Origin of the sequence: Maricaulis sp. (genome assembly GCF_048270265.1) — a bacterium.
In the GTDB taxonomy this organism is placed as follows: Bacteria; Pseudomonadota; Alphaproteobacteria; order Caulobacterales; family Maricaulaceae; genus Maricaulis.
In genome coordinates this window covers 10,222-32,022 of sequence record NZ_JBLWTD010000028.1, presented here as the reverse complement: position 1 = coordinate 32,022, position 21,801 = coordinate 10,222, and the positions used below count along the sequence as shown (strand labels likewise).

General features: G+C 64.9%; 18 protein-coding genes. 11 read left to right on the top strand and 7 right to left on the bottom strand.

Going from position 1 to position 21,801, the window contains the following annotated elements; translation table 11 throughout:
* Nucleotides 1-393: 393 nt before the first annotated feature.
* The gene (locus ACN0YF_RS13020; RefSeq protein ID WP_417494711.1) at nucleotides 394-1,530 is read left to right on the top strand and encodes a site-2 protease family protein; all 1,137 of its coding nucleotides are present in this window, start codon (nucleotides 394-396) and stop codon (nucleotides 1,528-1,530) included.
* 42 nt (nucleotides 1,531-1,572) lie between these two features.
* Here ACN0YF_RS13020 and ACN0YF_RS13015 read toward each other — a convergent pair whose 3' ends face one another.
* From ACN0YF_RS13015 to ACN0YF_RS13005, 3 genes are all read right to left on the bottom strand, one after another.
* Nucleotides 1,573-3,060 carry a methyl-accepting chemotaxis protein gene (locus ACN0YF_RS13015; RefSeq protein WP_417494710.1) on the bottom strand — a complete coding sequence of 496 codons (1,488 nt, stop codon included), beginning with the start codon at nucleotides 3,058-3,060 and terminating at the stop codon, nucleotides 1,573-1,575.
* A gap of 326 nt (nucleotides 3,061-3,386) precedes the next feature.
* Nucleotides 3,387-5,483, bottom strand: coding sequence for a TonB-dependent receptor plug domain-containing protein (locus ACN0YF_RS13010; protein WP_417494709.1), 2,097 nt, complete (start codon nucleotides 5,481-5,483; stop codon nucleotides 3,387-3,389).
* Nucleotides 5,484-5,546: 63 nt separating this feature from the next.
* A complete protein-coding gene (locus tag ACN0YF_RS13005) occupies nucleotides 5,547-5,963 on the bottom strand; it encodes a hypothetical protein (protein WP_417494708.1) in 417 nt (138 codons plus the stop codon).
* Nucleotides 5,964-6,056: 93 nt separating this feature from the next.
* Here ACN0YF_RS13005 and ACN0YF_RS13000 point away from each other — a divergent pair, with 93 nt between their 5' ends.
* From ACN0YF_RS13000 to ACN0YF_RS12980, 5 genes are all read left to right on the top strand, one after another.
* On the top strand, nucleotides 6,057-6,680 hold the full coding sequence (locus tag ACN0YF_RS13000; protein ID WP_417480875.1) for a DNA-3-methyladenine glycosylase family protein: 624 nt from the start codon (nucleotides 6,057-6,059) through the stop codon (nucleotides 6,678-6,680).
* An 8-nt stretch (nucleotides 6,681-6,688) separates the two neighbouring features.
* Nucleotides 6,689-7,009: a type II toxin-antitoxin system ParD family antitoxin gene (locus ACN0YF_RS12995; protein ID WP_417494707.1), complete on the top strand. Its 321-nt coding sequence runs from the start codon at nucleotides 6,689-6,691 to the stop codon at nucleotides 7,007-7,009.
* Between the two features lie 217 nt (nucleotides 7,010-7,226).
* Nucleotides 7,227-8,189 carry an NAD(P)H-dependent flavin oxidoreductase gene (locus ACN0YF_RS12990; protein WP_417494706.1) on the top strand — a complete coding sequence of 321 codons (963 nt, stop codon included), beginning with the start codon at nucleotides 7,227-7,229 and terminating at the stop codon, nucleotides 8,187-8,189.
* Nucleotides 8,190-8,328: 139 nt separating this feature from the next.
* Nucleotides 8,329-9,462, top strand: coding sequence for a helix-turn-helix domain-containing protein (locus ACN0YF_RS12985; protein WP_417494705.1), 1,134 nt, complete (start codon nucleotides 8,329-8,331; stop codon nucleotides 9,460-9,462).
* A 112-nt stretch (nucleotides 9,463-9,574) separates the two neighbouring features.
* Complete coding sequence (locus tag ACN0YF_RS12980; RefSeq protein ID WP_417494704.1) at nucleotides 9,575-11,275, top strand: serine hydrolase; 1,701 nt, start codon at nucleotides 9,575-9,577, stop codon at nucleotides 11,273-11,275.
* Nucleotides 11,276-11,327: 52 nt separating this feature from the next.
* On the opposite strand, the gene ACN0YF_RS12975 is transcribed toward ACN0YF_RS12980, so the two are convergent.
* Both ACN0YF_RS12975 and ald read right to left on the bottom strand, forming a co-directional pair.
* Nucleotides 11,328-11,999 (bottom strand): HAD hydrolase-like protein, encoded by a 672-nt coding sequence (locus tag ACN0YF_RS12975; RefSeq protein ID WP_417494703.1) that lies wholly within the window; start codon nucleotides 11,997-11,999, stop codon nucleotides 11,328-11,330.
* An 88-nt stretch (nucleotides 12,000-12,087) separates the two neighbouring features.
* Nucleotides 12,088-13,206 carry an alanine dehydrogenase gene (ald, locus tag ACN0YF_RS12970; RefSeq protein WP_417480880.1) on the bottom strand — a complete coding sequence of 373 codons (1,119 nt, stop codon included), beginning with the start codon at nucleotides 13,204-13,206 and terminating at the stop codon, nucleotides 12,088-12,090.
* Between the two features lie 207 nt (nucleotides 13,207-13,413).
* On the opposite strand from ald, the gene ACN0YF_RS12965 reads away from it, so the two are divergent.
* Together ACN0YF_RS12965 and queF are read left to right on the top strand one after the other, a co-directional pair.
* On the top strand, nucleotides 13,414-13,896 hold the full coding sequence (locus tag ACN0YF_RS12965) for an Lrp/AsnC family transcriptional regulator (RefSeq protein ID WP_417480881.1): 483 nt from the start codon (nucleotides 13,414-13,416) through the stop codon (nucleotides 13,894-13,896).
* Nucleotides 13,897-13,991: 95 nt separating this feature from the next.
* Entirely contained in the window at nucleotides 13,992-14,453 is a 462-nt protein-coding gene (queF, locus tag ACN0YF_RS12960) for a preQ(1) synthase (RefSeq protein WP_417494702.1), read from the top strand.
* A gap of 189 nt (nucleotides 14,454-14,642) precedes the next feature.
* On the opposite strand, the gene ACN0YF_RS12955 is transcribed toward queF, so the two are convergent.
* Nucleotides 14,643-15,830: an OprO/OprP family phosphate-selective porin gene (locus ACN0YF_RS12955; protein WP_417494701.1), complete on the bottom strand. Its 1,188-nt coding sequence runs from the start codon at nucleotides 15,828-15,830 to the stop codon at nucleotides 14,643-14,645.
* A gap of 197 nt (nucleotides 15,831-16,027) precedes the next feature.
* Nucleotides 16,028-16,654 carry a nitroreductase gene (locus tag ACN0YF_RS12950; protein ID WP_417480884.1) on the bottom strand — a complete coding sequence of 209 codons (627 nt, stop codon included), beginning with the start codon at nucleotides 16,652-16,654 and terminating at the stop codon, nucleotides 16,028-16,030.
* Nucleotides 16,655-16,771: 117 nt separating this feature from the next.
* Between ACN0YF_RS12950 and ACN0YF_RS12945 the strand changes: the two genes are divergently transcribed.
* From ACN0YF_RS12945 to ACN0YF_RS12935, 3 genes are all read left to right on the top strand, one after another.
* Nucleotides 16,772-17,413: a TetR/AcrR family transcriptional regulator gene (locus ACN0YF_RS12945; protein WP_417480885.1), complete on the top strand. Its 642-nt coding sequence runs from the start codon at nucleotides 16,772-16,774 to the stop codon at nucleotides 17,411-17,413.
* A 98-nt stretch (nucleotides 17,414-17,511) separates the two neighbouring features.
* Complete coding sequence (locus tag ACN0YF_RS12940; RefSeq protein WP_417494700.1) at nucleotides 17,512-18,651, top strand: efflux RND transporter periplasmic adaptor subunit; 1,140 nt, start codon at nucleotides 17,512-17,514, stop codon at nucleotides 18,649-18,651.
* Nucleotides 18,648-21,770: an efflux RND transporter permease subunit gene (locus tag ACN0YF_RS12935; protein ID WP_417494699.1), complete on the top strand. Its 3,123-nt coding sequence runs from the start codon at nucleotides 18,648-18,650 to the stop codon at nucleotides 21,768-21,770. The genes ACN0YF_RS12940 and ACN0YF_RS12935 overlap by 4 nt, the downstream gene beginning before the upstream one ends.
* Nucleotides 21,771-21,801 lie beyond the last annotated feature (31 nt).

Below are 21,801 nucleotides of genomic sequence, written 5' to 3'. Positions count from 1 at the left end.
CCCTTCGCCCTGCGGGCTTCGGGTGGCAAGCCACCCGCAGCGCGCATACGAGCGAAGCGAGTGGGCGAAGAGGTGCCGTCCGAAGCCTTTGGCGTAGGAGGGCGTACGCTCGACAGCAAGTTCAAGCTCTTTCTCTTTCGACCGTAAGCTTACTCATGTCCGCCCTGCGGGCTTCGGGTGGCAAGCCACCCGAAGCGAGTGGGCGAAGAGGTGCCCTCCGAAGCCTTGGCGCAGGGGGGCGTGCGCCGCAACACCAAGGATTCTCTCTGAATGGCACCCGCACCCGGGGCGACGAAGCGCCGCGCCCCTGGATCGCGCCGACGGCGGCCACCACCCTTGAGGCGCGTCGCCCACTGGTGCACTGTGGGGCCTCACACAAAGGTCCCCCACGCCATGCGCCCCTATCTCTTCTCGTTCAAAATCGGCGGCGTGATTGTTCGCGCCGAGCCGTCCTGGCTGTTTCTGGCGCTGCTGGTCGGCTGGTCGCTGGCCGTTGGCTTCTTTCCGGACCAGACCGCCGGGCTGGAGACATCGACCTATGTCTTCATGGCGATTCTCGGCGTGGTCGGGCTGACCTTCTCCATCATCGCGCACGAGCTCTCGCATACCTTTGTCGGCCGTGCCTTCGGCATGCCGATCAACCGGGTGACGCTGTTCATGTTCGGCGGGGCGGCCGAGCTCGAGGAAGAGCCGAAAACGCCGATGACCGAACTGGTGATGGCCCTGGCCGGACCCTTGATGAGCCTGTTCCTCGCGCTTGTGTTCAGCCAGCTCGCCGGGCTCGGGGCCGTTGGCGGCGCGCAGGCGCCGCTGGCCATGGTGCTGGCCTATCTCGGCCTGATCAATTTTCTGCTGGCGATGTTCAACATGTTGCCGGCCTTTCCGCTCGATGGCGGGCGTGTGCTGCGTGCCCTGATCTGGCTGTTCAGCGGTGATCGCCGCCGCGCGACCCGCTGGGCCAGTCTGGCCGGGGAGGGTTTTGCGGTCTTCTTCATCGTCGCCGGCATTTTCCTGCTGCTCTCCACCGGTTCGCTTGGCGGGGCCTGGTGGGTGCTGATCGGGTTCTTCCTCAGGGGCGCGGCGAAATCATCCCGCGTCGAACTGGAAACGCGCGTCGCGCTGGGCGATGTCCGGGCGCTTGATCTGGTGACGCCCGGCATCGAGACCGCTGATGCCGGCATGACGGTCGCCGATTTCATCGCGGACAAGCTAGTGCGTCATCACCGCGACTGGTTCGCTGTCACGGAGGGTGAACGTCTCGTCGGCCGCGCCGGTCTGTCCGAAGCACAGGCCGTGGTACCGGATGCACGGGCGCACACGCGCCTCTCCGCCATCGCGGTCAGGCCGGGCGCGAATGAGCTGCTGCCAGCCGATGTGAGGGGCGACCGGGCCTTCGCCCAGATGCAGCGCCATCATCTCCAGCGGATATATCTGGTCGATGGCGAGCGCTTTGCCGGTGTGCTGTCGATGGCGGATTTGCTGGAATACGCACGTCTGCGCAATCTGTTTGCCGATGCGAAACTGGGCTGACGCCCGGCGCTGATGATTCCGGCGCCGGGCCTGGCCCGGCCTCTAGCCCATCGCTTGCGAGGCCTCGCGCACATTGCGGGTCGCCGCGTCGATATTGCGGCTGGCATTGGCGATCTCGCGAATGCCCGATGTGATCTGATCGACGCCGACGGCGACCTCCTGCATATTGCCGGAGATCTCCCGGGTGACGCAGGATTGTTCCTCGACAGCGCTGGCGACCGAGGAGGCCACCTCGTCGATTTCGGAAATTGTCTTGCTGATCGAGGCAATCGCCTCGACCGCATCCTGGGTCGCTTTCTGGACATGAGCGATCTGGCTGGCGATCCCGTCCGTGGCCTTGGCGGTCTGATTGGCCAGGCCTTTCACTTCCGACGCGACAACAGCAAACCCCTTGCCCGCTTCGCCGGCGCGTGCCGCTTCGATCGTGGCGTTGAGGGCGAGCAGATTGGTCTGTTCGGATATATCATTGATCAGCGAGATGACTTCATTGATCCGCGCTGCGGATTCGGCCAGGCCGCCCATGACGCCACTGGTTTGTGTCGCCATGTTGACCGCATTGCGGGTGATCTCGGTGGCGCGTACCAGCTGGCTGCCGATTTCATTGGCCGATGCGGCCATTTCCTCAATGCCCGCCGCGATGGACTGGACCGAGGCGGAGGTCTGTTCCGAGGTTGATGAAACCGTCGTCGCCTGGCCCGCGGCCTCGGTGACGCTGGCGGCAATCCCGTCGAGGTCGGAATCAATGCTCTTTTGTGCTGCGGCCCGCTGCTGGCGCAGCTCAACCTGGGCAGTGATGTCGGTTGCGAACTTGATGACGCGGTAGATTTTGCCATTCATGTCGCGGATCGGATTATAGGTCGCCTGGATCCAGACTTCCCGTCCGCCCTTGCCGATACGCAGGAATTCAGCGGACTGGAATTGGCCGGCGCGCAGCTCGTCCCAGAATTTCCGGTAGGCCTCGCTGTCCCGCTCCCCGGCCGGGACAAAGATTGAATGATGCTGGCCGGCGATTTCGTCGAGCGAATAGCCGACCGCACCCAGGAAGTTTTCATTGGCGGTCAGAATGGTGCCATCGAGTTCGAACTCGATCACCGCCTGAGAATTGTGGATCGCGTCGATCTGGCCCCGGGCGTGGGCGGCGTCGAGCTTTTGCTGGGTGACGTCGGTGGCGAATTTGACGACCTTGCAGACCTTCCCGGACCGGTCGAGGACGGGGTTGTAACTGGCCTGGATCCAGATTTCCTTGCCATCCTTGCCGATGCGGCGGAACTCGGCGGCGTTGAACTCACCCTTCGCCAGGTTGGCCCAGAATTGGCGGTAACCCGCGGATTCCCGCTCTGCCGGGTCGACAAACAGGCTGTGGCGCTGGCCAACGATCTCCGCGAGGCTGTAGCCCATGGCGTCGAGGAAATTCGCATTCGCCGTGAGGATGGTCCCGTCCGGCTTGAATTCGATGATGGCCTGTGAGCGGCCGAGTGCTTCGAGCGTGGCACCGGCACCGCTGCCGCCCTGATTGAATATGGATTTCATGATGCGCGTCCCCCGACTAAACCCTTGATGGGCAATTGAGCCGGAGTAGGCACGCCTTTTGGTTAACGGAATGCATAGCTCCGGGTCGGTTCTTTCCCTTAATCTATTATAATCGTTCCGGAAAACACCCGTAGGCGGCATTAACCACACGTCTCGCGCAGGGCGTGCGTCCGTGGCCGTCGCCACACTCATCGGTTGATAGGGGCGCGGGCGGACACACACGCGGTGCCCGAGCCGGCCGTTTGAGACCGGAATCCTGGCCGTGAACGGCATGGCGGGCCGCCAGCATATTGGTGCCGGCGGCCCGCCCTGCGCGCTGTCCCGGATCAGCCCCTGAGCGTCAGGCGCAGCCCCAGTGAGCGGCCGGTGCCGGGCAGGCGTTCGCCGAGCCCCACATCGGATCCCGCATTGCGGTTATAGCCCGCCAGATGCTGGCGGTAGCTGTGATCGAACAGGTTCTCGACCCCGGCTGCCAGGCTGACGCCTTCGCGAAGCGTCCAGCTGCCATAGAGATTGACCAGCACATAGCCGGGCGTTTCCGCCTCCGAATTGGCCGCCGAGACACGGTCCTGCCGCGCCACCGCCAGGGTTTCCAGCGTTGCCGACCAGGCCGCCGCTTCGCGGGTCAGGCCGAGCCGCAGGCTGGACGGTGCGGTGCGGTAGAGATTGTCGTCAATATCGCGCCGCTCGCCGCGCACCCAGGAAGCGGTACCGTCGAGATGCCAGGCCGCACTGAGTTCGACACCGAAGTCCATGTCGAGGCCATAGAGGCGCGCATCGGTATTGGCAAAGCGCAAGGGTGTCGGATCACCATTCATGCTCGAGACCATCTCGACGGGCGTATCGATCACCCCCGGTGTGGCGTCATAGGGCACGCCCTGGATGAAATCATCGACCGAGCGATAGAAGAGGGTTGGCCGGGCATAGGCCGTGGCCGACGACCAGTCCAGACCGGCCTCGGCGATCCAGGCGGTTTCCGGCGTCAGGTCGGAATTGCCGACATAGGTATTGCCGTCGGCGAGCCCGCCCGAGGCTTCGGTCGGCAGCCAGGCGAAGCGCTCGACATAGCCGGGCGCACGGGTCTTGCGGGCGAAGGTGAGGCGCAGTGTCGTGGTGTCATTCACCGGCCGCCAGAGGCGCGCAACCGCGTCGAGCGTGGTGTCGTCCAGGCGCCGGTCGGTGGCATTGAAGGCCATGGCCAGCATGCCCGGCATGGCGGGAACAGCCGAGCCGACCGAGGCCGGGCCGGCTTCGGCCCTGTGCCGGTCAGCGCGCAGGCCCAGTTCACTCTCCCAGCCGGCAACGGCACCGGTCCATTCGGCGAAGGCGCCGGTGCGCTCGATGGTGATATCGGACAGGGAGTTGAGCACGAAATCGGCATTGTTCGGATTGGTGATGGCGAGGTCGTGTTCGGCCTGTTCGCCGCCGAATCCGAGACGGAGCGAGCCGCCCAGCGCCGAAAATACCGCATCGCCGCCGCCAGACACGGTTCGCGCCGTGGCCAGGGATTCGCGATACATCGCGGCCATCATCGGTGCCGGACGGAGATCGAAATTATTCATGGCATGCGCGACATCGGCAAAGGCGAGATGCGCCGTGACGTTCACACCATCCCAGTCCCCGCGATAGCCGATGCGGGCAAAATCGGTGTCGAAATAGCGGATATCCATGGCGAAGGGCGGATTGCCGGTTGCGCCGGTTTCCTGGCGCCGCAGGTCGAGACTGAACTCATGCACGCCGGTGCGAAAACCCAGTCCGGCGCCATAGACGAGGCGTTCATGGGCTGAGCCGCCGATCGTGCCGCCGGGCCAGCTGATATCATCGCCGGACTCGCTGGAGCCGAGCAGCTGGATACGGAACTGGTCATTGGCCATCCCGACCACGCCGCCGACCGAGCTGCTGTCGTCGGCGGTCCGGCCGGCCAGGGTCAGGTCATACCGGGTCTGCCATTGATCCGTCTCGCCGAACCCGACCTGTTTGAAGACCGCATTCACGCCGCCGGCGAGGCCGGGGCCACTGCGCACCGGGCTGACGCTGCGGTCGACCTCGATCCGCTCGATCAGGGCAATCGGCGCATAATGCAGCGGCGGGTCCATGAGATTGGGGCCGCCGGACGCAAAGTTCTGGCCATCAATGCGCAGATTGATGCGCCCGCCGGACAGGCCGCGATACTGGACCTGGCTCGACAATACGCCATTGCCGACCACCGCAGCGCCGGGCAGGCGGGCAATCAGGGCTGCCGCATCCGGTCCGGACGGCGGCAGGGTGGCCGGGTCGAGCCGGTCGAGGCGTTCGGTGTCGAGCTGCTGGCCCGAAACGGTGATGATATCGGTGAGGGGAGAGGCGTCCTGGGCGAGCGCCGGCATGGCGGTCAGGCAGGACAGGGCGAGCGCGCTCGCGGAATGCAGGAGAATGGAAGACATGAATAGCTCCGTGGCGGCCCGGGCGGGCCGCCGTCTGACGGTCATTGGAAATGGTTCTGGCTGTCAGAGCGAAGCAGGCGGGGCCCGTACCGGCGGGTTGTTGCGGCGATGGCCGGCGGGCAGGGCGGCGTCGGCCAGCACCATGTTGTCGGCGCTTGCCGGGGCCGGCGGGAGAAAGGCGGGGACGTGCGGCAACGGGCCGACGGCGGCAGAGGCCATCGCAAAGGCGCAAGGCTGGTCCCGGCCGCTGTCGGCCGGTGCCGGGGCGCCGCCCTCGCGGACTTCGCCGGTGGCCAGATCGAGCCAGCGCTGCTCGGCACCATGTCCGGTACAGAAGACGACCGAGACCCCGCCCGAGGCGGCATCGCGGTCGAGCATATAGCCCTGGGGCAGGCTGGCCTGGATGCCGGCCGCCAGCAGCGCAAGGACGAGAATCCCCTGCGCGCACAATGTTCGGCCCTGGCGCAACATGGTCAGCATGTTCGCCGGTTAGCATGCAGCTCAGGGCCCGGCCATGCGACAAACGCGTCACCGGGCTTTCACGGCTGTAGCGGGCAGGCTAGCGTGACGCCCATGACACATCACGCCGTTCACCGTCACCTTGTCGACGCTGCCGCCGGGCTCTCGCCCGAGCTTGAGGCGGCATTGATCCGGCTCGGCCCGCTGGAATTCCCGCGCCGCGACAGCCAACCCTTTCCGCATTATCTGTGCCGCGCCATCTCCGGTCAGCAGATCTCGGTCAAGGCAGCCCAGAGCATCTGGAACCGGGTTGAGGCGAGCGCGGAAGGCCGGCCGCTGCTCGACCATTTCGTGCCGGAGAACACCGATGCCCTGCGCGCCTGCGGCCTGTCGGGCGCCAAGACAAAAACCATCATCACCATCGCTGATACCCACAGGAATGTCGGGCTCGACACTGACGAGCTGCGCGCCCTATCGGTGCCCGAGCGCACGGCGCGGCTGACGGCGATCTGGGGCGTCGGTCAGTGGACGGCGGACATGATGAACATGTTCTATTTCGGCGAGCCCGATATCTGGCCCGATGGCGATGTCGCCGCCCGCAAGACGCTCGAGCGGCTGACCTCAAAGCGCCGCAAGACGGTGCGCACGGCCGAGCGCTTCAAGCCCTGGCGCTCCTGGCTGGCGCTCTACATGTGGGCCCATGCCGATGCGCCGCCGGACGGGCAGGCGGTGGGGTAGGTGTGTGCTTGGCCAAGCAGCGCGATTTTGTTAAAATCAGCGCCTCCCGCGAGGCACTCATGACCAAGGCTATCAGCATCACTCTCAGCGAGCATTGGGCCAATTTTATCGAGCGGCGCGTCGAGCAGGGTCACTACGCCTCTGCAAGCGAAGTCGTGCGCGCTGGTCTGCAACTGCTGGAAGCCGAGGAGCGGCGCCGTCAGGCGCTTCGACAGGCGATCGACGAAGGTGAGGCCAGCGGCCGGGCCGAGCCGTTTGATATCGAGGCCTTCCTGGCCAGAATGCACGCCGGGCGATCCTGGCGTATTGCGCCTTCTACCGCGCCTTGAGCGATGGCATCGAAGTCGTTCGCATCCTGCATGGTCGCATGGATCCCCGCGGGCAGTTTGCCATGGCCAGAGATGGCGATTGACTCAGCTACAAACCTCACTCGACACGTCCCGCGCCCGCCCCTAGTCTCGCGCTGAACAACGTTCACGCCTGCGGCCGACTTCAACGAGCCGGGCGGAACCGGTCGATAAATGTCGAGATACAAGGGACTACATCATGGCTGAACCGGACATCCTGAAGGGCAGACTGCGCCTGCCCGTGATTGGCGCACCGCTTTTCATCATCTCCAATCCCGATCTGGTGATTGCCCAGTGCAAGGCCGGGATCGTCGGATCCTTCCCCTCGCTCAATGCGCGCCCGATCAGCCAGCTCGATGAATGGCTCGACCAGATCACTTCGGAACTGGACAGCTATAACCGCGCCAATCCGGACAAGCCGGCCGCGCCCTTTGCCTGCAACCAGATCGTCCATCGCTCCAATGGCCGCCTGCAGGAAGACATGGCGCTGTGCGAGAAATACAAGGTGCCGGTTGTCATCACCTCGCTGGGTGCCCAGGCGGAAGTGAACCAGGCCGTGCAGGGCTGGGGCGGGATCACCCTGCATGACGTGATCAACCAGCGCTTTGCCCACAAGGCGATCGAAAAGGGCGCAACCGGACTGATCTGCGTCTCCGCCGGTGCCGGCGGCCATGCCGGGGCCTTGTCGCCCTTCGGCTTCGTGGCCGAGACCCGCGCCTGGTTTGACGGCCCGATCCTGTGTTCCGGCGCGATCTCGACCGGTGGTGGCGTGCTCGCCGCCCAGGCCATGGGTGCCGACTATGCCTATATCGGCTCGGCCTTCATCGCGACCGCCGAAGCACGCGCCGACCAGGCCTACAAGCAGGGCATTGTCGAGGGCAGCGCCGAGGATATTGTCTACACCAACCTCTTCACCGGCGTTCACGGCAACTACCTCAAGGCCTCGATCAAGGCGGCCGGGCTCGACCCGGACAATCTGCCCGAAAGCGATCCGTCAGCGATGAATTTCGGGTCCGGCGGCGGCTCCGATGCCAAGGCCTGGAAGGATATCTGGGGCTCCGGCCAGGGTATCGGCTCGATCAAGGCCGTGCAGTCGGCCGGCGATTATGTCGAACAGCTGATCGCGGAATATGCCGCCGCCAAGGCGAAAATCTGCGGTTAGGCTGATCAGCTGTGAACGGGTTGGGGAGCGGGCCGGACTGATTTGATGTCCGGGTCGCTCTCACCGCCCGGGCCTGCAGGCTGACCGTCGCGAGCATGACGTCCAGTGACGGGAAGGCTTCAGGATGCAGATTGCCGAGATGAGCCTGGAGTCACTGCCCGGCCTTCTGGCGGTCATCTCCATCCTGATCGGCTTTGTCTGCGGGATACTCGGCTGCTTCCTGATCGCCACGCCTTCGGATCGCCGTGCGGCCAATCTCTTCTTTGCCGCCTTTCTCATCCTGACCGCCATTGATGTGAGCGGCTGGCTCTTTGTCGGCGCATCGCCGGCTGACTCCTGGCTGGCGGCGTTTCGGGTGGTACTCGCCTATCTGCAAATGCCGGCCTTCGCCGCCTTCGTGCTGGCGACCTGTTTCCAGGACTTCGCCCTGCGCCGCCGTGATCTCCTGCACGGTCTGCCCTTGCTCGCCGCCCTCTATCTGAGCCTGCCGGGCAATCAGCTGGGAGGATTTGACGGGGGCGCCGCCTATCTTGGCGATACCGAATTGATCGCCGTGATCACCGGCCTGCACGTGCAGTATTATCTCTATATCGGCTGGGTTATCCTGGCGCTGCTGCGCTTCAAGCGCGCCTATCTGCAGCAATATGCCGGTGATGGCCCGGTTGTCCTGCGCTGGCTGGTGCAGCTGATTGCGACCTCCGTGTTTGTCCATACGCTGGTCGTGGTGCGGACCGTGGCGGCGTTCGGCGGCGCCGGGGGCGCGGCGCAGGTGCTGGAAGCTGTCGGGGCTGTCATCGCGCTCTTCATTCTCAGCTGGATCACCTTCAATGCGCTGCGGCATCCGGAGCTCTTCCGCACCGTCGATCCCGGCCTCGCTGTCGCGCCGGCACCGCCATCGCGCGACGCTGGCGTGGGCGCCGATTCAGGCGAGGCCCGGCGTCTGCTCGCCTGGATGGACAGTGAGACCCCCTATCTCGATGCCGAGCTGACGCTCGCCGCCCTGGCACGGCAGCTGGGCATGGTGCCGCGTGATCTCTCCATCCTGATCAATCAGGCGATGGGCGTGCACTTCTTCGACTTCATCAATCGCCACCGGATCGAGTGGGCGAAGCAGCGCTTGCTGGACAATCCCCGCATGACCATTCTCGAAATTCTCTATGACGCCGGCTTCAATTCCAAATCCTCCTTCAATGCCGCCTTCCGGCGCTGCGAACAGATGAGCCCGACACAGTTCCGCAAGCTTCATGCGGACAGGTCCGAACCGGCCGCCTGATCCGGCCCGGCTGCGGCTTCCAGACGAGAAATGCGACCGACTTCATGAAGTCGGTCGATGGGATCGATCCCGGTCTTCAAGGTCGCCCCATTGCGTTTTGAAGGAGACGATCGTGACTTTCCATTTCCGCCGCCTGATCATCATCATGTTTGCCCTCGCGGCCGCACTGGCCGGGAGAATGGCGCCCGCACAGCCCCCGGACCCGGTTGAGGCGTCACCTCTCGAGGCGGCCGAGGCCCTGCTGGAGCGCTGGCAGGACGGGTCGGGGCCCGGGCTGACCGTCTCGGTCCTGCGCGATGGCGAGACCGTGTTCAGTGCCGGAGCCGGCCTCGCCAATCTGGAATATGCCGTGCCGATCGGGCCGGACACGCCGATTCATGCCGCCTCGGTGTCGAAACAATTCACCGCCTTCTCGATCATGCTGCTGGCCGACGAAGGCTCGCTGTCTCTGGACGATGATATCCGCACCTATCTGCCCGAATTGCATGCCCGGCCCGAAACCGTGACGATCCGGCACCTGCTTGATCATATGGGCGGCTATCGCGAGCAATCGACCCTGTTTGGCATGGCCGGCTGGCGCGGGGATGACATCACCACCCAGGCCCAGCAATGGCGTCTGCTGACCCGTCAACGGGGCGCCAATTTCCCGGCCGGGGCCCATATGGAATACTCCAATACGGGCTATGGCATGCTGGCGCGTATCGTCGAGCGGGTCTCCGGCCTCTCTTTCGAGGACTTCACCCGGACGCAGATCTTCGATCCGCTGGGGATGGGTGCGACCCTTTTCTACACCGACCCGTCACAGCCCTTGCCCGGGCGCGCCTATTCCTATGCGCCCGATGGTGACGGCTTCGCCGCCCAGCCCTTCAACTACACGCTGGTCGGATCGACCGGGCTGCAGACCAGTACGGCGGACCTGCTGCTCTGGGCCGAAAATTTCGAGACCCGGACCATTGGTTCCGACGCCGTCTTTGCAATGATGGCCGAGCGCGCCATCGCCGGGGACGGCCAGGCCTCAACCTTCGCCAAGGGGCAGGAAAGACGGACATTCCACGGCCTCGACACCTGGTCGCATGGCGGACGGGATGCCGGTTTCCGCGCCTTCCTGCTGCGCGTGCCGGAAGCGCATTTCGCGGTCTCGGTGCTGGCCAACCGGTCGGATATCGATGCCGCCGAGATCGCCTTTGCCATGTTCGATGTCTTTCTGGCGGATGCGCCCGGCTATGCGGCCGAGCCCCTGCCGGTCTGGGAGCCTGCGACGCCCGGGCAGCTGGCGGCCTATTCGGGTGAGTACGCAATCTTCCCCGGCCTCATCTTCACGATCTCGACTGACGGCGATGACCTTTTCTTCGCGCCGCGCGGCAGCACGCAGGGCTCGCCCATGCCGCAGATTGGCGAGCATGTGTTCAGCCTTAATCCGGGCCTGAATATTGCCGTCGAATTTGTGATGGACCCCGACGGCGCGGCTACGGCCTTCAACTATGTGATCGGCCTCAATGGAAGCATTCCCGCGCCGCGCATCGAGCTGGCTCCGTTTGATCCCGAGGGGCCGGACCTGTCCGCCTATACCGGCCGCTATTACAGCGAAGAGCTTGTTGCCGAGTATGAGGTGAGCCTCGAAGACGGCGTCCTCCGTGCCACGCATTTGCGGCTGCCGGTCATCGATCTGGCGCCCTATCAGAGCGATATTTTCGCCGGCGACTCCTCAAGTGTCCGCAGGGTGGAGTTTGTCCGCGGACCGGATGGCACGGTTATCGGCTGCCGCATATCCGGGGCGCTCGCCAATGATGTCTGGTTTGCGCGTTTGCCATAGCCCTGAGGGGGCCGGCATGGGGTTGCTTCAGATGGCGGGGCGAAAGCCGACGCTAGACGGAATGACCGGCTTGCCGGCCCGGCGCGGCCGCGTCAGAGGCCAGGGCATCAAGCGCGATCTCGCGGACCTCGCCATACAGCCTGTCGGGCGCTTGGGCCTGCAGGATTTCAGGTGTGGCGAAGCCCCAGCTGACGGCACCGCAGGCACAGCCGGCTTCACGTGCCGCTTCGATGTCGCGGACCTCATCGCCGATACACAGGGTGCGCGCCGGCGTGCTGCCGGCTTTCTTGACGACCTTGCGGAAGACCGCGGCCTTGCCGAACAGGGCCGCCCCGCAAGCGTATTGGTCCACCAGCGCGCCGAGCTCGTTCCCGAGCACGGCGCGGATGGCGGTCTCGCCATTGGAGCTGACGACGGCGATCGAAATGCCAGCGTCCGCCAGGTCGCGCATCATGGGGGCAATCCCGTCGAACAGGGTGATCTGGTCGACATTTTTCGCGGCGCGGTCGCGGACATCGGCGGCGATGAAGGGGAGTTTCCAGGTCGGGATGCCCAGCTCGTCCATGATCGCCTTGGGCGCCATGCCGCGCAGGGCCTCGGCGCGTTCCTCGCAGATCGGGGTGAGTCCGTGCTTCTCGACCACATCGGACAGCGCGGTGCGAAACCAGGTCAGGCTGTCGGCCAGCGTGCCGTCGAAATCGAATACGACGAGGTCGTAGCGCAAGGTCAAATTCAAACTCCGGCGGACAGCAAAAAGGGGCCAGCTGGCGCCGACCCCTTGTAGTTTGCAGATTCTCAGGCGGCTTGCACCCTTAAATCGACGTCAGCCATTCCGGTTTGACGTAAGGCATATTGAGATCGCGGGCGACCGGTTCGCAGCAGATCTCGCCGCCGGCGACATTCAGGCCGCGCGCCAGGTGCGGGTCGGCATTGAGCGCGGCGCGCGTGCCCTTGTTGGCGATTGCCAGGGCGAAGGGCAGGGTGGCGTTGTTGAGTGCGAAGGCCGAGGTGCGCGAATAGGCGCCCGGCATGTTGGCGACGCAATAATGGACCACGCCGTCAATGATAAAGGTCGGGTCATTGTGCGTGGTGGCTTTCGAGGTCTCGAAACAGCCGCCCTGGTCGATGGCGATATCGACGAGCACGGCGCCGTCCTTCATCTCCTTGAGCATGTCGCGCGTGACCAGTTTGGGCGCTGCGGCGCCCGGGATCAGAACGGCGCCAATCACGACATCGGCCTGCAGCACCGCCTGGTCGAGGGCGACCTGGGTGGAGTAGGCAGTCTTCACGGCCCCGGCGAATTGTGCGTCGAGTTCGGACAGGCGTTTGGCCGAGCGGTCAAACACGGTGACGTCGGCGCGGGCGCCAATCGCCATTTCCGCGGCATGGCTTCCGGCGACACCGCCGCCGATGATGACGACCTTGGCCGGCAGCACGCCCGGCACGCCGCCGAGCATCAGGCCGCGTCCGCCCTGGGATTTTTGCAGGCAATGGGCGGCGACGGAGACCGACATGCGGCCGGCAACCTGGCTCATCGGGGTGAGGAGCGGCAGACGCCCTTCATTGTCCGTGACGGTTTCGTAGGCGATCGCAGTACAGCCGGAATCGCGAAGGGCCTGGGCCTGGACCGGATCGGGTGCCAGGTGGAGATAGGTGTAGAGCGTGTGGTGCGGCTTCAGCATCGCCGTTTCCGACGGCTGGGGTTCCTTCACCTTGACGATCAGCTCGCCGAAATCGAACACATCCTGGGCGGTCTGCACGATGACGGCACCGGCCGAGACATAGTCTTCATCGCTGCAGCCAATGCCTTCGCCTGCGCCGCTTTCGACCGCGACTTCATGGCCGGCGAGCACGAGTTCGCCGACGCTGGCCGGTGTCAGGCCGACGCGATATTCGCGAACTTTGATTTCTGTAGGGACCCCGATACGCATGATATTTCCCGCTTCTGTGTGATCGATGTGGCGAATCCGGCGTTCAGGGCGTGCCTGCGATCCAGAAATAGAAGAATATTCAAGGTTTACGGCATTTCGCTTGAGTTATATTGCGTCTCACGCCATAAGGCGCGTCATATATCGTTTGATTGGGCGCAAATCCAGAATATTTTGCGCAGCCAGTCACGGATTGGGGGAGAATGTCCGTTGCGCCTTGATAATGTTGACGTCGCCATCCTGACCGAATTGCAGGAACAGGGTCGCCTGACCAATTCCGAGCTGGCCGAACGCGCCGGACTGTCGGCCTCGGCCTGTCATCGCCGGGTCAAGACGCTCGAGAGCAACGGCGTGATCGACCGCTATGTCGCCATCCTGTCGGAAAAGGCCCTCGGGCGGGGCATGAATGTCTATGTCCAGGTGACGCTCGACAACCAGAAGCGCGAGACCCTGTCCGGTTTCGAGGCCGCCGTCGAGGGCGTGCCGGAAGTGATGGAATGCTATCTGATGAGCGGCGATGCGGACTATCTGATCCGCGTGCTGGTGCGTGACGCCAATGATTATGAGCGCGTGCATCGCGAAGTGCTGTCCGGCCTGCCCGGCGTGGCGCGCCTGGTCTCCTCCTTCACCATTCGCCGTGTCTTCTCGCGCACGACCATGCCGGTCCCCGAGGAATTGCGGATCGCCGACTAGACCGGGTGCTGCGCCTTCGCGCGCGGCTCCGGCGAAACCGGCCGCCAGGGCGTTTGGCGATTGCATCGCGCGCCCGCCGGGGTTAATGGCGCGTCATGACCGATAACCGATATCAAGACCTCGGCCAGCTTGGCGCCACAACGCCGCTGCCCGACAATCCCGACATTGCCGCGCTCGAGCGCGTCGCCAATCCGTGCGATGCGCCCTACATGATCCGCTTCGCCGTGCCGGAATTCACCTCGCTCTGCCCGGTGACCGGCGCGCCGGATTTCGCGCATCTGGTGATCGATTACGTGCCGCGCGACTGGATCGTCGAATCCAAGTCGCTCAAGCTCTATCTTGGATCCTTCCGCAATCACGGCGCCTTCCACGAGGCGTGCACGACGCAGATCGGCCAGCGCCTGGTCAAGGAGCTCGACCCGGTCTGGCTGCGCATTGGCGGCTACTGGTATCCGCGCGGCGGCATTCCGATCGACGTATTCTTCGCCACGGGCGAGCCGCCGGCCGGTGTCTGGATCCCCGAGCAGGGTGTCGCCAGCTATCGCGGCCGCGGCTAGGGCCTTCTCGCCGGAAGCCGGAACCGGATTTGCGGTTCGACAATACGGTCCTCAACGAAATGGAGCCGCTGCACCGGATGGGTGCAGCGGCTCCGCGCATAAAAAAGGCGCTGTTCCTTCGGGGGGAGGGAGGAACAGCGCCTGGGCCGGATCGGCAGGGGGGTGCCGATCGGGCGGGGTGTGAGCTGTCTAGAAGCCGACCTGGAGCCGTAGTTGAACCACGTCGCTGGTCTCGGTGTAGGTGGGGGCGTCATGCTCGCCGGAGACATAGTTGAACATCACCCGGGCATAGCGTTCGACATACCAGTTCACGCCCAGTGTCATCGTTTCCACCGTGCCCAGACCGGCATCGCCGAGATCGGCATAGTCGGCACGCGCCGCGATCTCCCAGGCGCCAAGGCCACCGGTGGACAGGGCGGCGTCGGGGGAAATGCCGCCGAACACACCACTGGAACCGCGATAGCCACGGGTTTCGCCCGTCAAAATATAACCGGCTGAAACAAAACCACTATCGAAGGCGGGGTCTCCGGCCGGGCCGTCGAGCGTCATGCGCGCAAATTCGCCATGAGCCCAGAAGGAACCACGGATGAGCGCGGCTTCCAGGGCGAACAGGTCTGAACTGTCGGCTGCGCCGAGCACGCTGCCGGTCCGGTAATCGGCGGCGGCGAAATTGTTGGACAGGTGCGCCCCGGGCCGGTTGCGCAGACGCACGCCGCCATCATAGTCGAGGCCGCGATAGGAGGCGCCCAGGTGCACCGTCGAGCCGTCGGCACGTTCGGTATGCCAGGTGACACGGCCGGCCAGGCCGCTGGAATCATCGGCTTCGGCGAGTTCGAAATTATCGGCCATCTTGCCGCCATAGACACCGCCGGAGACCGAGAAACTGTCATTGGACCAGAAATATCCGGCGCCCAGACGGCGATCGATCCCGAAATAATCCGTCAGCAGGCCGCGTTCCATGAAGGTGATGTTGAGCGAGGAGGTCTGCTCGTCCATCGAGTTCATGGTCTTGAAATTGCCGACCCGGACGCTGCCCACGGGCAGGCGGTAGGTCAGGTGCACGTCGACCGGCGCCGGATTGTCGGGCTGCCAGTCATATTCGGCGACCAGTTTGAGCTGGCCGATCTGACCCTCGATGCCGGCCCAGACGGTCCGCCATTCCTCGCCGTCGGCCGGCGCTGTGCTCAGAGGACTCGACCAGTCGACATCCGCGAGATCGAAGTAGGCGCGGCCACGAAGCTTGAAATAATTGCTCGTTGTCGGGCTGTCCCAGCGCGGGCCGGGCGCCATCGAGAATTCCCAGGCCTGTGAGATCGCGGCGGGCGCCGTGGTCACAAACAGGCCGAGGACCGCTGCCGCAAGTTTCAGGGATTTCATGTCACACGTCTTTCCGGTTCGCCCTGCCGGGCCATCAATGGGTCGGGCAGGGCGGGACCGGGTTGCTGCTGACGCAGCCAAACCCCTTCCCCGGCACAATCCCCGAGATTTCAGTCGGGACCATGGCGGGGCGGATGCCGGATTGACAGTATTATGAAATCTGGACGGCTTTAGACGTCCATTAACCTTGCGCTGCCTCAGGCCTTCCAGCGGCCGACATGCGCGCGCGGCCGCGGGCGCTCCACCACTTCCTCGGTGGCCGAACCGATATAGATATAGCCGGCAATACGCTCGCCGGACCGCAGGCCGAGTGCGTCCTTGATGTCCGGGTCATAGGCATACCATTCCGTCAGCCATTGCGCGCCAAATCCCATTGCCGAGGCGGCGACCAGAAGGTTCTGGCACACGGCTCCGGCGGATAGTTCCTGTTCCCAGACCGGTATCCTGTGGCTTTCGATCACGGTTGAGATTACCGCGATCACCAGCGGCGCGCGCTCGAGCCTTTGCTGCTCGAAGGCGATCTGGTCGGCCGTGGCGCCCGGGTTCTTGACCGCCCAGACCTTGCCCATGATGGTGCCGAAACTGCCGCGCGCATGGCCTTCGAACAGGATGAAGCGCCAGGGGGCCAGCTTGCCATGATCGGGGACGCGCGCTGCGATCCCCAGCAGATGCTCGACCTGGTGTGCATCCGGTCCGGGAGCCGAGAGGCCGACGGCGGTGGTCGAGCGGCGGCGGGTCAGCAGGGCCAGTGTCTCGGCGCTGGCGTGGTGCGGTGCCAGGCGCTCTCCCGTTGCGGGAAAATCAACGGAGATCTTGTCGTTCATCGGGGGCCTCGTCGGGGGGTGAGAGAATGTCGCTTTGACGTTTGGGGTCGGGGATCGTTATATCGGTAGGGCAATAGTGTAACGACGCCCCGTTGATGCGGGAGGGAAAGTGTACGGATGACTGTGGAAATTGCCATTGAGGATGACACGCCGGCCGACCGCCGCCGCCGCAAGGTACGCGATGCGATCATAGACGCCGCCGAGGTTATTTTCTCCGCCGAGGGCGAAGAAGGCATTTCCATGCGCCGGCTCGCCGAGTCGATCGATTACAGCCCGGCGGCGATCTACAAATACTTCTCCTCCAAGGACGATCTGTTCGAGGCGATTCGGGAAACCTTCTTCGAGCGCCTGATGGAACGCATCAATGGCGCGCGGGAAGAGGGCGGCGATACGCCCAGCCTGTGTGCCCGCTGCATGCGCGCCTATATCGAGACCGGCATTGAAGAGCCCAATCACTACATGATGGCCTTCTATTCCGGCAAAAAGATCGAGCCGCACGCCCATGACGAGCAGGACATCGCATTCCAGGCCGAGCATGCCCTTGTGGACATGATCGAGGCGGGAATGGCCCAGGGCGTGTTCCGTCCAATCGATCCCAAGCTGGCCTCCAAGAGCGTCTGGGCCAGCCTGCATGGTCTGACCACGCTGATGGTGTCCATGGAAGGCTTCCCGGCCGGCATGCCGGGCTCGGAACATGTCACCGCCGATGCGGTGATCGATTTCCATACCGACATGATCCTGCGCGGGCTGCGGACATAGCGAATAGCAGCTATGCATAAATTAGTGAACACTGTTCACTTTTCAAACGCCATCGAGCACCCTATATGGAGCTGTAACTTTACAGCGAGGGTGGACACATGTCCGGAACAAGTCGGCGACTGAGTGCAAAGGCGGGGGTGGCACTGGCCGCGATCTGCGTTGCAGTATTGGTCTTCGGGGTTTCGACCCTGCGCGCGGAAGCGACCTTGAGCGTCAATCCGCCCGCGCCTTTGCCCGTCTCGGTGGTCGCCGCCGATTATGACAGCGATGCCCGCATCGAGGAATTCTTCCCCGGCCTGATCCTGGCCCGCCGCCAGAGCGCGCTCGGTTTCGAGCGCGGCGGCCGCATCGATGCCATCCATGTCGATGTCGGTGACCGGGTTGAGGCAGGGCAGGTCATTGCCGTGCTCGACACCCGTGCGGTGCAGGCCCAGGTCGCTGCGGCCGACGCCCAGACCTCCGAGGCTGCAGCCCAGACCGCGCTTGCCGCCGAGACCGAGGCCCGCCAGGAGCAATTGCTCGAACGCGGCCATATCTCGCAGCAACGCCTTGACGAAGTGCGCACCACCACCCGCGCTGCCCGCGCACGCCAGGCCGCGGCTGCGGCGGCGGCCAATGCGCTGCGCATCCAGCTCGATCTGTCGATCATGACAGCACCTTTCGACGGCGTCGTCACGGCGCGGCTCGCCGACGAGGGCGCCATTGCCGCGCCCGGACAGGCCTTGCTGGAACTGGTCGAGAGCGACTCGCTGGAAATCCGTGTCGGCCTGCCGCCCTTGCTCGCGGCCCGCCTGGAGACCGGGCGGGAGTATCGCTTTATCGCCGATGGCGAGCCGATGACGGCCCGTTTCCGCGCCGCCACCGGCGTGGTTGATCGACAGACCCGCACCGTGACGGCCCTGTTCGATATTGAAACCGGGCCGGCTTCGGCGGGTCAGGTCGTGCGCCTGGCCATGGCGACGCCGATCGAGGCGGAAGGCTTCTGGGTTCCCACCTCTGCCCTCGCCGAGGGGCGGCGCGGATTGTGGACCGTCTATGTCCTCAACGAGGACGAGGCCGGTTACCGGCTCGAGCCCCGCGTCGTCGAAACAGTCCGCATCGAGGCCGACCGGGTCTTCGTGCGCGGCACCGTCGCAGATGGCGAACTGGTGCTGGCCTCCGGCATCCAGCGCATCACACCGGGCCAGAGCGTCATGCCCGCCGTCGAAGGCGAGCTGATCGAGGCCCGCGCGCAATGAGTACGGTCTTCTTCCGCTATTCCCGGCTGACGATCCTGGCGGTTATCCTGCTGGTTGCTGCCGGCATGGGCGCCTTCATGTCGCTGGGCCGTCAGGAAGATCCCTCCCTGGTCGAGCGCTTCGGCGTTGTCGTCACCGCCTTTCCCGGCGCTTCGGCGGAACGGGTCGAGGCCCTGATCACGGCGCCGCTCGAGGACGCCATTCACGAGCTGGCCGAAATCAACGAGACCAGCTCGACTTCGCGCTCGGGCATTTCCATCATCCATCTGCGCATCCGCGAGGATCTCAGTGCCACCCAGGTCGACCAGGCCTGGACCCAGATTCGCGAACAGGTGGAGAGCGTGCGTACCTCGCTGCCCGCCGGGGCCACAGCCCCCGATGTGCGGCGGCAATATCTGGGCGCCGCGACCATGATTGTCGCCCTGTCCTGGGGCGATGAGGGCACGGAGAATCTGCCGATCCTCTCGCGCCTGGCAACCGATCTCGAGAACCGGCTGCGCAATATGGCCGGCACGGAAGAGACCGCCATTTTCGGCGAGGTCGAGGAAGAGATCCGCATCATCGCCGATCCCGATACCCTGGCCGCGCTGGGGCTGAGCGTCGCCGATGTCGCCCGGCTGACCGCCAGTGCCGACGCCAAGGCGCCGGCCGGTGAATTGCGTTCCGACACGGTCGACCTCAATGTCGAGATCGCCGGTGAATTCAACAGTGTTGACCGTATCCGCGCCATCGCGCTTGGCCAGGGGCCGGACGGCTCCTTCATCCGCGTCGGCGATGTTGCCGATGTCGAGAAGGGCGCCCGCAGCCCCGTCGAGGCGATCGCCACGACTGATGGCCGCCGCTCGGTCTTCGTCGCCGCCTATCTGCAGCCGGAATTGCGCGCCGATCTCTGGTCGCTCGATGCCGACGCACTGGTCGCCGAATTCGCCGCCTCTGTGCCCGGGGTGCGCGTCGACACCTTGTTCCGGCAGGGCGATTATGTCGCCTCGCGGCTCAATGGGCTGGCGCAAAACCTGGGCTTTTCGGCCCTGATCGTGTTTGCGGTGCTGTTCCTCATGATGGGCTGGCGCGCGGCGCTGATCGTCGGCTCGGCCCTGCCGCTGACGGTGCTGGCCGCGCTGCTCCTGACCCGGATCTACGGCGAGCCGCTGCACCAGATGTCGGTCACCGGCCTGGTCGTCGCGCTCGGCCTGCTGATCGATAATGCCATTGTGGTGGTCGATGAATACCGGCTGTTCCGGGCCCGCGGACGCTCGCCGATTGATGCGCTCGACGCATCGCTGAAACACCTGTTCGCGCCGCTGCTGGCGTCAACCATGACCACGATTTTCGCCTTCGCCCCGATTGCACTGATGCCGGGCGCTGCGGGCGAGTTCATCTCGATGATCGGGATTTCCGTTATCTTCGCCGTCGGTTCCTCCTTCATCCTGGCGATGACCGTGGTCGGCGCCTTCGCGGCCTGGTTTGACGATGCCGGTGCCGGCGAGGAGCCCAGGCGTTTCTGGCGCCACGGCATGGGCGCCGGTCCGCTGGCACCCTATTATCGCAACATGCTCGACACGATCACGGCGCGGCCCTGGGTCGGGATCGGTGCCAGCCTGCTGCTGCCGATTGCCGGCTTTGCTGCGGCCTCGACCCTGCCCGTGCAATTCTTCCCGCCGACCGACCGCGACATGTTCCAGATCGAACTGGAATTGCCGTCTTCGGCCTCGATCGCCGAGACCGAACGCCAGACCGAGCGTGCGCGCGCCATCATCGAAAGCTATGAGGGCGTCGAGCACGTCTCCTGGGTAATCGGACAGAGCGGGCCGCGCACCTATTACAATGTCGTCGGCAGCCGTTCGGGCATGCCCAATTACGCGTCGGGCTTCGTGCACACCAGCTCGGCCGCGGCCACGCATCGCATCCTGCCGGCGCTGCAGCGTGAAATGCTCAATGCCTTTCCGCAGGCGCGTTTCCTCAGCCTGCCCTTCGAGCAGGGCCCGCCCATCCCGGCACCGATCGAACTGGTGCTGGTCGGACCGGAGCTGACCGAGCTCAACCGGCTGGGCAATGAAATCCGCAGCGTGCTGGCGACAACACCAACCGTTACCCACACGCTCGCCCTGCTTGAAATGGGCGAGCCCGTCGCCCGCATCATGGCCGATGAAGCCTCGGCCGAACTCTCCGGCATGCGCCTTTCCGAACTCGCCGACCGCTTGCGCGGCGATCTGGACGGGGTCGTCGGTGGCAGTGTCCTGGAAGGTGTCGAGGAACTCCCCGTTCGCGTCATCACCCGGGACGACAGGCGATCCAACCTCGCCTCTGTCTCCGGCGCTCCCCTGACCTCCCATGGCGGCGACATCTTCGCCGCGCCTGTCTCGGCGCTGGGCGAGATGACCCTGGCGCCACAGGTCTCGGTCATCCCGCATGAGGATGGCCGCCGGGTGAATACGATCTATGGCTATCTCGAGCCCTACACCCTGCCGGCGCCGGCGCTGGAGCATTTCTTCACGGCGCTGGACGCGGCCAATATCATCCTGCCACCGGGCTATGAGCTGCAGATCGCCGGCGAGGCGGCCGAGCGCGGCAATGCCATGGCCGACCTGCTCAGCACGGCTGTGCCGCTGCTGGTGCTGATGATCGGTTCCGTCGTGCTCGCCTTCAACAGTTTCCGCTATGCGGCCATCATCCTGGTTGTCGCGGTGCTGTCGGTCGGGCTGGCCATGTTCGGGGTCTGGCTGTTCGGTACGCCATTGGGTTTCAACGCCATCGTCGGCTCGATGGGGCTGATGGGCCTGTCGATCAATGGCGCGATCGTCGTGCTCTCGGCCTTGCGCACCAATCCGGCCGCCGTTGCGATGCAGCCGGGTGCGGTGCAGGACACGGTGGTGGATGCCACGCGGCACATCATCTCGACCACCCTGACCACGATCGGCGGTTTCGTGCCGCTGCTGCTGTCGGGCGATGCCTTCTGGCTGCCCTTTGCCGCAGCGATGGTCGGCGGTGTCGCCGGCTCGGCGATCCTCGCGCTCGTGTTCGCGCCTGCGGCCTTTGCCCTGCTGGCTCGGTTCGAGGACCGCAAGCGCCGCATCCGCGAGAAGATCCGCAGCTACAAGCTGAGACGCGCGACGGCTTGATGCCGGGGGGCGAACTGGCCTAGAGCAGCGC

Excerpts from the sequence above, each read along its gene's own strand:
- queF (WP_417494702.1), top strand. The coding sequence starts at position 13,992 with ATGACCGATAACCGATATCAAGACCTCGGCCAGCTTGGCGCCACAACG.
- ACN0YF_RS12950 (WP_417480884.1), bottom strand. The coding sequence starts at position 16,654 with ATGAACGACAAGATCTCCGTTGATTTTCCCGCAACGGGAGAGCGCCTG.
- ACN0YF_RS13015 (WP_417494710.1), bottom strand. The coding sequence starts at position 3,060 with ATGAAATCCATATTCAATCAGGGCGGCAGCGGTGCCGGTGCCACGCTC.
- ACN0YF_RS12990 (WP_417494706.1), top strand. The coding sequence starts at position 7,227 with ATGGCTGAACCGGACATCCTGAAGGGCAGACTGCGCCTGCCCGTGATT.
- ACN0YF_RS12945 (WP_417480885.1), top strand. The coding sequence starts at position 16,772 with ATGACTGTGGAAATTGCCATTGAGGATGACACGCCGGCCGACCGCCGC.
- ACN0YF_RS12955 (WP_417494701.1), bottom strand. The coding sequence starts at position 15,830 with ATGAAATCCCTGAAACTTGCGGCAGCGGTCCTCGGCCTGTTTGTGACC.
- ACN0YF_RS13005 (WP_417494708.1), bottom strand. The coding sequence starts at position 5,963 with ATGCTGACCATGTTGCGCCAGGGCCGAACATTGTGCGCGCAGGGGATT.
- ACN0YF_RS13020 (WP_417494711.1), top strand. The coding sequence starts at position 394 with ATGCGCCCCTATCTCTTCTCGTTCAAAATCGGCGGCGTGATTGTTCGC.
- ACN0YF_RS13000 (WP_417480875.1), top strand. The coding sequence starts at position 6,057 with ATGACACATCACGCCGTTCACCGTCACCTTGTCGACGCTGCCGCCGGG.
- ACN0YF_RS13010 (WP_417494709.1), bottom strand. The coding sequence starts at position 5,483 with ATGTCTTCCATTCTCCTGCATTCCGCGAGCGCGCTCGCCCTGTCCTGC.
- ald (WP_417480880.1), bottom strand. The coding sequence starts at position 13,206 with ATGCGTATCGGGGTCCCTACAGAAATCAAAGTTCGCGAATATCGCGTC.
- ACN0YF_RS12940 (WP_417494700.1), top strand. The coding sequence starts at position 17,512 with ATGTCCGGAACAAGTCGGCGACTGAGTGCAAAGGCGGGGGTGGCACTG.
- ACN0YF_RS12985 (WP_417494705.1), top strand. The coding sequence starts at position 8,329 with ATGAGCCTGGAGTCACTGCCCGGCCTTCTGGCGGTCATCTCCATCCTG.
- ACN0YF_RS12935 (WP_417494699.1), top strand. The coding sequence starts at position 18,648 with ATGAGTACGGTCTTCTTCCGCTATTCCCGGCTGACGATCCTGGCGGTT.